Source organism: [Bacillus] caldolyticus (assembly GCF_003595605.1).
In the GTDB taxonomy this organism is placed as follows: domain Bacteria; phylum Bacillota; class Bacilli; order Bacillales; family Anoxybacillaceae; genus Geobacillus; species Geobacillus thermoleovorans.
Genome location: NZ_CP025074.1, coordinates 2232234 through 2245868, shown reverse-complemented (window position 1 = coordinate 2245868; position 13635 = coordinate 2232234). Strand labels below are relative to the sequence as shown.

7 protein-coding genes and 1 pseudogene are annotated in these 13635 nt (G+C 51.6%); 3 read left to right on the top strand and 5 right to left on the bottom strand.

Annotated elements, in window-relative coordinates:
• Nucleotides 1-11: 11 nt before the first annotated feature.
• Nucleotides 12-56 (bottom strand): annotated as a pseudogene (locus tag CWI35_RS18600) (SEC-C metal-binding domain-containing protein); the annotation flags it as partial.
• Nucleotides 57-176: 120 nt separating this feature from the next.
• On the opposite strand from CWI35_RS18600, the gene CWI35_RS11680 reads away from it, so the two are divergent.
• Nucleotides 177-887: a plasmid pRiA4b ORF-3 family protein gene (locus CWI35_RS11680; protein ID WP_021321451.1), complete on the top strand. Its 711-nt coding sequence runs from the start codon at nt 177-179 to the stop codon at nt 885-887.
• 86 nt (nt 888-973) lie between these two features.
• Here the strand turns inward: CWI35_RS11680 and CWI35_RS11675 are convergent, their stop codons facing one another.
• The 4 genes from CWI35_RS11675 to CWI35_RS11650 form a co-directional block, all read right to left on the bottom strand.
• Nucleotides 974-2308 carry an SEC-C domain-containing protein gene (locus CWI35_RS11675; protein ID WP_015865238.1) on the bottom strand — a complete coding sequence of 445 codons (1335 nt, stop codon included), beginning with the start codon at nt 2306-2308 and terminating at the stop codon, nt 974-976.
• Nucleotides 2309-3211: 903 nt separating this feature from the next.
• Nucleotides 3212-5407 (bottom strand): YecA family protein, encoded by a 2196-nt coding sequence (locus CWI35_RS11665; protein ID WP_119877760.1) that lies wholly within the window; start codon nt 5405-5407, stop codon nt 3212-3214.
• 230 nt (nt 5408-5637) lie between these two features.
• Entirely contained in the window at nt 5638-6816 is a 1179-nt protein-coding gene (locus tag CWI35_RS11660) for an RNA-guided endonuclease InsQ/TnpB family protein (protein WP_011231306.1), read from the bottom strand.
• A 368-nt stretch (nt 6817-7184) separates the two neighbouring features.
• Nucleotides 7185-8501, bottom strand: a complete 1317-nt coding sequence (locus tag CWI35_RS11650) for an SEC-C domain-containing protein (protein ID WP_119877759.1) — start codon at nt 8499-8501, stop codon at nt 7185-7187.
• A 216-nt stretch (nt 8502-8717) separates the two neighbouring features.
• Between CWI35_RS11650 and CWI35_RS11645 the strand changes: the two genes are divergently transcribed.
• Both CWI35_RS11645 and CWI35_RS11640 read left to right on the top strand, forming a co-directional pair.
• Entirely contained in the window at nt 8718-10361 is a 1644-nt protein-coding gene (locus CWI35_RS11645) for an SWIM zinc finger family protein (protein WP_205536305.1), read from the top strand.
• The gene (locus CWI35_RS11640) at nt 10358-13120 is read left to right on the top strand and encodes a DEAD/DEAH box helicase (RefSeq protein WP_119877757.1); all 2763 of its coding nucleotides are present in this window, start codon (nt 10358-10360) and stop codon (nt 13118-13120) included. The genes CWI35_RS11645 and CWI35_RS11640 overlap by 4 nt, the downstream gene beginning before the upstream one ends.
• Nucleotides 13121-13635: the final 515 nt, after the last annotated feature.

Below are 13635 nucleotides of genomic sequence, written 5' to 3'. Positions count from 1 at the left end.
TTCTTATACTTTTTCCTACTTCCACACGGGCATGGGTCATTCCAGCCGATCGACATGCGTCATCCTCCTCTCCCATCTTTCTTTTTTCAATATTTCCATCAATAATGTTTAAATTCTACTATGGACAGGATAAACTACTATTATACAAAACGTTTATCCGAAAGGAGACGAGGGCTATGAACCCCGACAATCTTGCTAAACTGATCGACGAATTGTCTGCCATGTTCCATCCGACAGAGCGGGACCGTCCACACGGCAGATGGGTTAAGGCGCCAAAGAGCACACCCCCCTCCAAACGGCGGCGGTCCAAAACAGCCTACCAGCTGAAAATCACATTAAACGGCATCCGCCCGCCGATTTGGCGGCGCGTCCTTGTTCCCGGACATGCGACATTTCACGAGCTTCATCTCATCATCCAAGAAGCGATGGGATGGGAACAAGCCCATTTATACGAATTCGATTTCGGAAGCGTTCTCATCGGCATCCCTGACGGCTGGGATTCGTTTCAGCTGGAAAAAGAACTGATGGACGCCCGCCGCATCCCATTACAGCAATGGCTGACGGAAGAAAAACAAAAGTTTCTATATATTTACGATTTTGGCGACTACTGGCGCCATACCGTCACTGTTGAAAAGATTGAAACACTCCCAAAACCGTTGGAACGCGCCGCTTGCCTGAAAGGAAAACGGGCGTGCCCTCCCGAGGATTGCGGCGGCGTCTATGGCTACCTGGAGCTGCTGGAAGCGGCGGCGCAAAAAGACTCTCTTGCCGATCCCGAATTGCGCGAGCTGGTAGACTGGATGTACGACATGAAAGGCGAAGATTTTGACCCTGATGCCTTTGACGTCGAGGAAGCGAACGAGCGGCTGGCCTATATCCGATTGTAACGCATGCGAAAGAAGGTATCCGTCATCTCTCAAGGGCACCTTCTTTCGCACCCATCTGTCCTTTGTTGCCTGCTTTGTCCATCGCCTTACAAAAATCCCCGTTCGGCAAACGTCTCCCAGACGAGCTCCTCGAGCTCCTTGCGCAACTCAGCTGCATCGACTCCTTCAAGCAACCCGTCCTTTTTCCATGTTCGGATCGCTTTGTCGATCAAGCGATGGACTTGATCAACGTCCCAGCCCTCGCAATCAAACAACTCCTCAACTTGGTCAAGCCATTCCTCAATCGCACGGTCCAGCTCATCGCCATCCTCCATCCCACCGTCGTCGAACCAGATCTCATCACCGTCATCCCCATCGTCAAAGAGCCACTCATCATCATTCTCGCCCTCATCATCTCCATCATCGAGCAACTCTGTGCGAAATAAAAACAATTCCATCACAGCGGCTTCCACTTCCTCTACAGGAACGCCGTAGTGTTCCGCAACCTTTTCCATATTGACAAATTCTCTTCCAGCCATTTCACTCGCCAAATAACGGAGTGCAGCCGCATACACAGCAGGATTCTTGATGACCGGTTCATCCATTTCGCAATATGCGCGCCAAAGGAACGCAGCCTCGCTGAGCACTAGGGAGGAGGTTGTTTCTTCCTTTTTCTTTAATTCGCGAAAAACATCATCTTGATCTCGATCCCCCCAGTCCTTTTCGCTCAGCAGCTGCCACAACAGCTCATGGACCGCTATTTCAAGCAATTCCGGAAACGACTCGCGCAAAAACACTTCACACGTTTTCATATCCGGATTCCATTCCGCTTGAAGCGCCCGCGCAAGCCGATCCTTCCCGCTCTTTGGAATCGGCAGCACCTTCATGAAGTACGCCCACTCGTCCCCATGCGGAACGAGGCATCCTACTAACACGTCCCCCTCCCTAGCAGACGGAAGCTCCTCCGGCGTCAAAAAACGGACGTACTTTTCTTTTCTGGTCAACAGATCGCGTACAAGGAAACGCCGCTCATCCTCGATATGAATGATCTCGTCAAACGACGGAACCGCCTCGTCCCATCGCTTCAAATGAGTTTGCACTGCTGGACGCCACCGCGTGCGGCGCCGGCTTCTCATATAGGCTGAAAAAATTGTCATCCCTTTGTCATCAACGTGTCTGTGAAAAATCGCCCAGTTCGTCAGCAATAAATTGGCGCTGGTCTCCAGCTCGTTAGGAAGCCCTTGAAATGGAGAACCAGACATCATGAAAGCAAGCTCTTCCTCATATCGCTCTAACGCAAACGAAAACACATCTTGCATACATTTGGCCACTTCACGGTCAATTAGAGATTCTATCGATACTGCTTCTTTCTTCCCACAACAATGCTTGTACGTTTTCCCACTGCCGCATGGACAAAGATTGTTTCGCGATGCCTTCACCATATAGCTACCTACTTTCTTTGTATCATAGTCATTGAACGTTCTCCCCCTCTACGCTAACGCTCGGGCCAGCTAAACACTTTGGGGAGACATTCACGATCAACGTGTGATGGAACTGCTTTCAGCAACACATATCGCAAGCACTTTGGGACTTCCGTCGCTCATGTCGAGAACATCGATTCGCATTCCATTTTTTATCAAAAGGTGCCCTTGGCTTTTTCAAAACATGCCATATTTCCTTCTCCAAGGAGAAATCAGCCAATCCATGATTTTCATGCCGGTTGACACTCCGCACTCCTAAAGGTGTAGGATTCTTGGATCATTCGCGTTCTCATCCGTTTCTCGGTAAAACGAGAAAAACCCTGCTTCTCAAGCACACGTTATGGTGATGGACCAAAATCCTAAGAATGTCAACTACCCCCACTTAGTTAACGCTTGAAGTGGGGGCTTGCAACTCCCCAGAAGTGCAAACGGACTTCGTCCTCCTTCCTTGACTTGGGGTTGCATCAGGGGGCAGGTTGACGACTACCCAACGACGCAGGTCATGCCTGCATCGTTACCGATTCTCTCGGTGTGTCTGTTGGCAGTACTTGGCTTCCACACACAACAGACGGACCTACGCTCGATGTTTTACGGTTACAACGTTTCCTGTAACCAACTCCATACATCGAGTAGCCGTGATTGGAGTGCCTTTATTGAACGGTTTTCTCCACGCCTTTATTATATCATACACAAAAGAAAGGGGGGAACGCGCATTCCTCTCCCACTTACTCCCTTTGGTCGTTGAAGTGGGAGTCTCCTGCGCGAAATAGGATGAATGACTCTTACCATTGGGCTTGCCTGCATAATGGAGAATCATAGAGGCCGAGCCGAGAGAAACAAGCGCCCCGTCATTCATCGGGACGCCTACGGCCGGCGAAGCAAACGGGACAACGAGGCAAGCAGGCGCTCTTGAAACGCAGCCCGTTCTTTCTCCACCTTGTCTGGCCACTCTTGCAGCGCCTGAAGCCACGGCTCTACGTACGGAGAGAAAGACGGCGGATATACGCGGGCAAGATCGTCCAGCTTGCCGTTGCGATCGGTCGCGGCGACGATATACATGCCCGGCAACAGATGCGGCTCTGCCCGCTTCGGAATGTCCCATGTCACCGTTCGGTTATGGGCAAGCCAATCCAGCACCGCCTTCCCCTGTTCCACACGCTTGACGCGGAAAAACGAGAAACCGACGGAAAGGGGAATAGGCAAACCAAACAAACGAGCAAGCTGCCAAGCCATCAGTTCCTCATCCGCCTTTCCGTTCTCGCCCCTCCATTCATCCAGCAAAGCAAAGCAATGTTCCAATTCGCTTCTGACCTCTTCCAGCACGGCACAAACAACAGTTCGATGATTCGTTCCATAACGGCGGTCCAGCCAATCGGCCCACTCAAGCAACATATCGAGCGCTCGGCTCACCACTTCCCATGAAAACGAACTCCATCTTGACGGGATTTGCTCGACGATGCATTGTTTCCATTCTTCTTCTCCTACGTCCTCCCACGATGAAAACGTCCGCCCGGTCATATATTCACACACGAGCAAAACCACGGCCCAACACGCCTCTTTGGCTTCTTTTTCTTCGCTCACGATGACTTCGTTATAAAACGCCAATGCGTCATCGGTAAAATACATCCCTTCCCATTCCGCGCGGATCAACAATGTCTCGGTTCTTTCCGGCCCCATCCATTTCATTTTCCATAAGTCCGAAAGACGATGTGATGAGCTAAACGGAGATGGGGGCAATCCATAACGGGAGCGAATGGAATTCACTCCGATGAGCACCGGCAAATTGGCTCGTTCTTGCATGTTAAATAAATGGAATTCATACTCTTTCAGCCACTCATCCACTTCCTGAACACGCCCCTCGCGCGCCATTTCGTGAGGGGTTTTTCCATTCCATTTCTCAAGCGGGATGTGAAGGGCTTTTTCCATTTGAACATCCAATCCGGCCATCGTTGCCACCCAAGGGGGAGAGTCTGGGTCTGAATCAATATGAAGCGAAACGTTTTCGATCCCTTTTCGGCGCAAAACAGCTTCTGTCCCCCGTTTTCGTTCTTTTGGGGAATACCCAAACGCCTGCAGCAACGACACGAGCTGTTCGGCCGTCCCTTCCTCCTCGGTAGACAACACGAGACGCGACCGATGAGCGGATAATGACCCGCCTAATTCAAACACATGAATCGGCTTGGGGGAAATCACTCCGACATAATGGTACACATTGGTGCACCATGAACCTTCCACTTTCTCCCCATCGTCATGATCAATGTGAGCGCGTCCGATCGAAGCAAGCTTCCTCATCGCCTCAGCGGCTTCCTGGCATTCGTATTCATACGTCCATCGCGTGCGCTCCTCTTGCACATCGTCCGCCCTCGGAGGATAGCCTGCATCAACGATATCGAGAAAATGTTCAACGGCTACCTTTTCATACGGCCAATCGGTTTGCGTCAACAAGACGCGAATGTTCTCTTCCGCCCGTTCCACGCCCTTCGGATCCACAATCGATGATACACCGCAAACGTAATAGCCGCCGTCAAAGGGCTCCAAAAAGGCAAACATGCCGCCCCAAGGGCGCACAACCTCCAATGTCTCGCAATACGGCATGAGAAGTTTCTCGCCCGTCAACCGGTCGACCGCCACTCCTCCTTCATCATGCAAATCGACAAATTGCACAAGGCGCGGCACAAGCCGAACCCAGCGGTCCAACATTTCCTTGAGCTCCGGAGACAGACGACGCCCTTTTTCCTGTTGAAACCATTCAACGCCGCGCAATCCATTCGGATAACGATGGAGGAAAAAACGCCAAAGCGTCTCAAACACCTTCAACTCTTCACGATGATCCTTTTGTTCGATCATTCGGCGAAATGTACGGTTGACCGCTTCGCGTTCATCATAAGACAGCGATTCATCCAAAAACCGCTGCACCATTTGCGACAGCTCATATTTTTGGTCAAAAAAGCGGCGCTGCCGCACCCGCTTGATTTCACGCTCCTGCTGTTTGTTCATGCAGCACTTCTTATACTTTTTCCCGCTTCCGCACGGGCACGGGTCATTTCGGCCGATTGCCATGCAAAATCCTCCCTTCTAATCATTCCTTTCCAAAACGGCGACCAAGATAATGAACCTCCCCCACTTATCGAAGTGGGGGTTTCCTGTTTCCCCTTCGGAGGTGGATGCATGATAGGCTGGTTGGCAGCCTATCTGCAGGCAACACCTGGCACCCGTCCCGTTGGGAGCCACAGGCAACATGAGTATCCATGATACTCAAGGGCGGGAACTCGCCATCTACGACTTCATACCTAAGCAATCCGTCGATACGTAAACGGTTTGACCGTAAATTCCAATGGGCGGATTTCACCATAATATACTTTGGCAAATAAATTCATTGCCCCATGGATATCACGGTGTCGTTTGTACCCGCATTGACATGTATAATTTCTAGAAGAAGATTTATTTTTCTTCCCGCAAACAGGGCATGTTTGCGAGGTATAACTTTCATCTTTTTTCTCGATTTGAATTCCTTCGGCATTCAATTTGTATTTGAGATAATCAAATAATTTTCCAAACGACCAATTGGATAATTTCTGATTGGTCTTTTTGTTTCGTTTCTTTTTCGTATTCCGTTGGATTCCTTCGATATCTCCAATGACGACTTCTTTCACTTGGTTTTCCAAACACCAACGAACAAATTGTCTCGTGGTTTTGTGCAGTGCATCCTTTAGTTGTGCCTCTGATTTCGAAAGTACATATTGTTTCGCCCGATTGTACTTTTTCCATTGTTTGGAGCCTTTTTTGCATCTGCTCATGAGTTTTTGCAGTTCTTTTAATTTCTTGTTTCTCAACCGATGAATGCTTCTTATTTTTCTTCCCGTGATAATGAGGCTTTCCCCATTTTCACAAATGGCTGCGATGGTGTGAATTTCCCCTGGGTCAATAGCAACACGGTTTTTACATGGATTTTCTTTTGGTTTTTTCCCATCTTCATACGATAAACAAAGCCACAAACCACGGTCATAGACCAACTCGATTTCTTTGACTTTTCCGTTTGGAAGTTTCTCTTTGTCGATTTTCACCACCAAAGGAGATTGTCGTTTTCGATTCCAAATTCCTAGCGACAGTTCCAACGTTCCGTCTTCATGCAAAACAAACCCATCTTTTGCCCATTTCGTGTTGAAATGTTTTTTCTTTTTGTATGGATATTTGATTTTTTCTCCTTTTTTCCGTGCTTCTTTTGCCCCATCACGGGCAAAGATATATTTATGCACAACCGCCTGGATGCTTTGGCTGTGGATAGAAAAACGACCTTTTGTTGCTTTTTGCAGTTCCGTTTTGGTTATCCATTTTCCTGTTTCCAAATGATGTTCTTTTGCCAAACGAAGGCATTCGTTCCAAACTTCTGCGGAGATACGATTGCATTCAAATAGTTTTTGGATAACTTCTTTCTTTGCCCGAAAACGGGTTTTCAGCGTTCGATACATGGTTTCACCTCCTATGTTTATTGTATTCTATTGCCATCCAAAGAAGAAAGAGAAAAACAGAAAAACCGAACGCCATTCATCCCCCACCTGTAGAGGTGGGGGACTTCTGGCTGATTTATGTTAAAAACGGTCGGAATCGCGCACAAAGCCATTTTTCCCAATCCATTATGGATTCGGTCAAAACCGATCGTTCCCCGCCGCTTTTTTTGGAGTTTCACGAATGGAACGCATTCCATTCCCTGTTTCTACTTATAGAGGGCTTGGGTTGAGCCCAATGATGTTTGAATGAGAGAGCCCTTATGGAACCGGCTTTCCTTTCTGACGAAATGCCGCTGACTTGCGCGCAGCGCCCGTTTTTCTGCCAGCTTCTAGATGAATCCCCGATCGGTGAAGATCTCCCACGCTACATCGCGGAGTTCTTTACGCAATTCTTTTTCATTCACTTCCTCGAGCAGGCCTTCATTCCGCCACGAACGGATGGCGCGGTCAATATGACGGTTGACTCGCTTCTCGTCCCATCCTTCACGCATCAACATCAGATCGATGTCATCGATCCATTCATTGATGCGCGCATCAAGCTCATCCCCTTCCTCTTCGAACCAGTCTTCCTCCCAGTCATCGAGCCATTGCTCGTCGTCTTCATCATCAACAGCCATCAGGAAAAAATCCAACGCCGCCGATCGCACATCTTCTGGCATCACGTCATACCGATCGGCGATGTCTTCCACCTCCGATCCTTCCGCCTTCATCAAATGCCCAGCCACATAGCGGAGCGCCGCCGCGTAGACGGGGACCGAATAAGGGAGGCGGGATGTTTTTCCGCAATAGATCGCCCATATGGCGAACGCTTGATTGAGCAGCGCCGCTGGCGCCTCCGGCTCGTTTTCATCGAGCTCGCGAATGACGGCCGCTTGTTTCGGATCATCCCATTTGAACTGTTTGGCGAACTGCCAAAGCCACTCCAAGAGCACATCGGAAAGCACAGCGACGAACCGATCGCGCATCCATAAAGCCGATGGCTGACCGCTCCACTCCCCTTCTTGTTGAATCGCCCGAAGCAATCGATCTTTCCCTGACGCCGGGAGCGGAAACACCGCTGTGAAACACGTGAACACGTCTTGGTACGGCACAAGGAAGCCGAACACCACATCTCCTGTTTCGATCACGCTCGGCCATTGATGGGAAGCCAATAAATGAACGATCTTTTCCCCTCCCGTCAACAAATCCCGGACAACGGGGCGATTGTCGTCCTCATAGCCGATGAACTCGCCAAGCGACGGAACGGCTCCTTCCCACCTCTCGATGTGAGCCTGAACGGACGGGCGCCACCGCTCCCAATGACGGCTTTTCCGGTAAGCAGAAAAGATCGTTTGTCCTGTTTCATCAAGCGGCCAACAAAACAACATCCAGTTCACCGCCATGATCTGCACGCCAAGCTCGAGTTCCTCCGGCATCTCATCAAGCGGGAACTGGTCTAAAAGCTCTTCCGCCTCCCTCTCATACCGCTGTAAAACAAACTGACGCATATCATTCATGCATTCGATCAACTCGCGGTCAATCAATGACGAAATCGAAACCGCCTCTTTTTTTCCGCAACAATGCTTGTACTTTTTCCCGCTTCCGCACGGGCATAACGCGTTCCGCGGCGTTTCCGCCATATTCGATGCACCTGCTTTCTTTTCCATTTGGACTTTTTCTATTCCTATTATACCATCATCGATAGACGTTCAACCATCACCAGCTTTCTTTCTATCAAAACGCGTACACGTTCAAAAGCTCGCAATGTCCTTTCATGCCGGCTCGAGAACAGACGCGTTTTGTCACATTGCCCCTCTTTTTTCGACACGCTATCACATGCTATAATTAGATGATAAGGAATGGAACGGAAAGGACGGACCGACATGTTGCAAACAACCGTTTCCAAGCCGCTTTTGAAGCAGGCGGCTGGGGAATTGCTGAAAGAATTGCCGTTTCCTATTTTCCACAATCTCATTCAAAAAGGGCGCGACTTGTCAAGAAACGGGTTGGTCTATAACGTCATGGTGATCAACAGCCACGAAGTGGAAGGGGTCGTTTCCGACATCACCCCCCATGATGTCATGCTTGATTTGGCCAACATCACCCGCCGCCATCGCTGCCCATGCGGGACGGAAGGGCTGTGTCCACACGTTTTGGCGCTGTTCTTTTATATATACGGCAACGTGTTCGACGTTGGCGAGCTGTTCCGCCTTTGGAAAAAAGGGCAAATCGGCGCGTTGTGGAAAGAATCCGCTGTCCATGAACCAAAAACGCCTGCTCCAAAACGCGCGGGGAAAACGGCAGGCCTTTCGATCACAGCCAATGAAACCGTCGAAGATTGGCGGGACCAATTTGAGAAACAGTATCAAGACTTTTTCTCCCGCCATCAAAACGGCCAAAACTGGCCGTACCGTTTAGCCTTCCAGCTGCTCCCGAAACTTGGCAAAAACGAAGGGAAGCAAGCTGGCGCCCGTCCGTTGCGGGAGCTTCATGCCGCCCTCTTTTTGTTGGAAAAGCTTCGGCAGTACGGGGAGGCGCAAGGGTGGAACGACGTCGTATTCGCCTCTTACGGACAGTTTTCCTGGCAGCAGGACGTCAACTATGTCGCCGACCGCGCCTTTGACGCCTTGGAAAAATTGTCTACTCAATCGCTGCCGCGGTCGCTCAACGCGTTGATTGAACAGACGATTCCGTATGTTCGTGATGTACTGTTTTTGGACGGAGGGCTGTCATCATTCGGCTATGACTTTTACACAACCGCGTGGGAGTTGTTGTTCACCAAGCCCACATGGCGGCAAGAGGAACGAGCCGAACTCCTTCGGCTCGCCAAAGACCGAGACGACATCCGCGCCGCTATGGCGGCGGCTCATCTTTCCTTTTTGCTTGGCGAAGACGACGAAGCGATGGCTCTGTACCGCGCGTTTCCCCATCAGGCAGGCTTGTTTTTGATTGAATGGATCGGGCGATTCATCACCAACGGCCTCGTCAAGCGGTTTGAATCCGTTTGGGAAAAAGCGAAGGACGATTGGCCGCTTTATCTTTCCCACATGTCCGACCTCGCCCGGGGAAGTTTTTTGGACGAAGCGGTTCATTTGTTTGAAATGTATGCCCGCCAACGAAACCGACCGGATGCATGGGAAGATTTTTTGCAGCGCAGTCTTCCATACAGCGTCAACTATTATACCAACTTTTTGTATCGGCAAGGGCGATACCGAGAAGTCGTTGACCTGTTTTTATGGGCGAACATCACCGCTGATGAGCTGCATCCGCAGCTGCTCAAAACATTGCAAGCGCGCGGGACGGATCTTGTCATGCCGTTATATCATCGGACCGTGATCAAGCTGCTCAACGAGAAAAACCGGTCAAGCTACCAAAGGGCGGTCCGCCACTTGAAAACGATGCGGGCTCATTACCGCTCGATGAAGCGATTCGATCAATGGGAAGCGTATCTTGAACAGCTGCTCGCCAAAACGGCGCGCCTGCGCGCGTTTCATGAAGAATTAAAGAAAGGAAAACTGCTTCCATGAAGGCATTGGAGACGATTCAGATTTCCTGCAGATGGAATGAAGAGATTCGATGTTTCGAGCTCTCTGGTTCCACCCATCCCTCATCATGGGTTTCGCCTTTATTGGCTTGGCACGAAGAAACCTTTTACGGGACCATGATTGATATCGAAGACGACATCGTGCGGCTGTCGCCGTGGCAAGCGCTCACTCTGTTCGCGTTGCGTCCGCACTCGCGCTTTTCCGTCATCGAATGGGCGGATGAATTCACCGCCCGATTGGAAGAGTGGGCGAGACACATTTGGAATGGGTTGGGGGAACGCCGCTTCCTTCCAGATGCTTCCTTGTGGAAAAGCACAGGCGGCGCATGGAGCGAAGCAGGACGCACCCGCTGGCGCGGCGCGGATGACGATCCCGATCCGTTCGTCGCCACATGGCGGTCGCTTGCGGTCGCCGACTGGCTCTCACGCGACCCGGAACTTCGCGGCATTTGGGGCGAAATCGTTCGCACTTATCCATTGATCGCCTCCCCCAGCGGCCAATGGACCGGAACGGAAGACGATTGGCTGGAACAAATCGGCTGGCTCGGCGACCGGCCGCCGTTTACGGTCGGGCTTCGCCTCGTCGAGCCGCCTGAGGACGGCGACGCATGGACGCTGGAAGCGGTGTTCATCGCCATCGACGACAGCGTCATCGCCTCTGCCCGTGATATTCCGCGCGCCTGGCGCCCATATGAATCATCGATCCAGCGCGCCATTCGCCGCATTTGCGCGATCGTGCCGTGGCTTGGCGATGAAAATGAGTCTTTGCTTCATGAACTGTCTGACGAACAAGCGTGGCGCTTTTTGTCCGAAGACAGCTTAAAGCTGACGGAAGCGGGCGTGCGCCTGCTGCTTCCCGACTGGTGGCACGACATCCGCCAGGCGCAGCTGTCGATCAAAGCGAAACTGTCGCCTTCCGTCAACGCGGAATCATTATTCGGCCTTGAGCGGCTCGCGGACTTTGACTGGAGGGTGGCGACCAACGGGATTGAGCTGACAGAAGAGGAGTTTGCCGCTTTGGCGGAACAAAAGCGGCGCCTCATCCGCCTGCGCGGCCAATGGCTCATTCTCGATCCCGCCCTTGTCCGCCGCGCACAGGCGCTCATGGAAAAGGCGAAAAAAGAAGGCGTGCCGATCCACGACATCGTGGCGCAAACGCTGCTTTCGGAAGCAGAGGAGCGCGAAGAGGCAACGGACGAATCGATCCCGATCCACATTGACGTCCACGACCAATTCCGGGCGTTTATCCGCCAGCTCCAGCAGCTTGATGGATTGCCGAAAGCGAATGTGCCGCCGTCTTTTCACGGCACGCTCCGCCCGTATCAGCAGCGCGGCGTCGACTGGCTCGTCTTTTTGCGCCGATTCGGCTTTGGCGCCTGCTTGGCCGATGACATGGGGCTTGGCAAAACGGTGCAACTGCTCGCCTATTTGACCTATGTAAAAGAAATGGAGCGGCCGGACACGCCGGCCTTGCTCATCTGCCCGACCAGCGTGATCGGCAACTGGCAAAAGGAATGCGCCCGCTTCACCCCAGACTTGCGCGTCTACGTGCACCATGGACCGAACCGGGCGAAAAACGATGCGTTCGTGCAAACGGCAGGCGAGGCCGATCTCGTCATTACGTCTTACAACCTTGCTCATTTGGACCAAGACGATTTAAAACAGATGCACTGGCACGTCATTTGCTTGGATGAAGCGCAAAACATTAAAAACGCGCAAACGAAACAAGCGCGCGCCATCCGCCGCTTGAGCGGAAAACATAAAATCGCCTTATCCGGCACGCCGGTTGAAAACCGTCTCGGCGAACTTTGGAGCATCTTCCACTTCCTCAACCCCGGCTATCTCGGCAGCCGTGCGGAGTTTGAGCGGCGCTTTGCCGGGCCGATTGAAAAAGAAGGAGATGCCCATAAAAAAGCGGCGCTGCAGACGCTCATCCGCCCATTTCTCTTGCGGCGGACGAAAACGGATGAAGCGGTTGCGCTCAACTTGCCGGATAAGCTTGAACAAAAAGAATATTGCCCGCTCACGGCCGAACAGGCTGCCTTGTACGAGCAGCTCGTCAACGACACACTCGAACGGGCAAAGGAAGCCAGTCCGTTTGCGCGGCGCGGCTTGATTTTGCAAATGCTAAACGGTGTTAAGCAAATTTGCGACCATCCGGCGCTGTATTTGAAAGAACGCCGACCCCGCCAGCTCGTCGAACGGTCGCACAAACTCGAAAAGCTCATCGAACTGATCGAGCAAATTCGCGCCAACGACGAATCGTGCCTCATCTTCACGCAATATGTGCGAATGGGCGAGATGATCCAAGAACTGCTTTCCGACTTGTTTGATGAGCGGGTGTTGTTTTTGCACGGAGGCGTCCCAAAACAAACGCGCGACCGGATGGTGGATGAGTTCCAAGCGAAAAAAGCGCCGATTTTCCTTTTATCGCTCAAAGCCGGCGGCACCGGGCTCAACTTAACAGCGGCCAACCACGTCATCCATTTCGACCGCTGGTGGAACCCGGCCGTCGAGAACCAGGCGACCGACCGCGCCTACCGCATCGGGCAAACGAAATTCGTCCACGTCCATAAATTGATCACCGTCGGGACAATCGAAGAAAAAATCGACGAGATGCTCGAACAAAAGCAAGCGCTCGCTGATGTGATCACCGAAGGCGAGGCGTGGATCACCGAACTGTCCGATGACGAACTGCGAGACTTGCTCGCCTTATCAGCCGCGGCGAAAGGAGGCGCTTAAGCATGGCGGGAGAAAAGCCAAAGCGCAAGAAAAAAACGGCGGAAAACCCGTGGGAAAAGCTGCTGAAGCGAATGGAGGAGAAAGTGAAAGAGCGGGAAAAGCGGCAAAAGCAACCGTAAAGGAGCATCACGCGGGCGATGAACGTCGCCCCGATCCCGTTGGACACAGAAAAGATCCATGAGCAACCTTTGCCCTTCACCTGGGCATGAAAATGCCCCATCAAGACGCGTGCATTTTCACGGAAACAGCGTGGGAAGAATCCCACGCTGTTCGCTTTTAAGCAGTCCTTTCGAAGACCGTTGAAAAACGACGGATTTGTTCGATTTGGGAGAAGCCGAAAGGGGTCACGCGACGGTGTTGCAAAGTTTTGAACTGAAGAAACGCTGTGAGGAAGCAACATTTCCTCTTTCATCACGATAATGCAAACAAACAAGGTTGAACATCCGCCTGCTCATATAGCCGTTCCTCATTGAGCACATACACCGTCACCGAACAAGTCACGTTTATGTCAAACC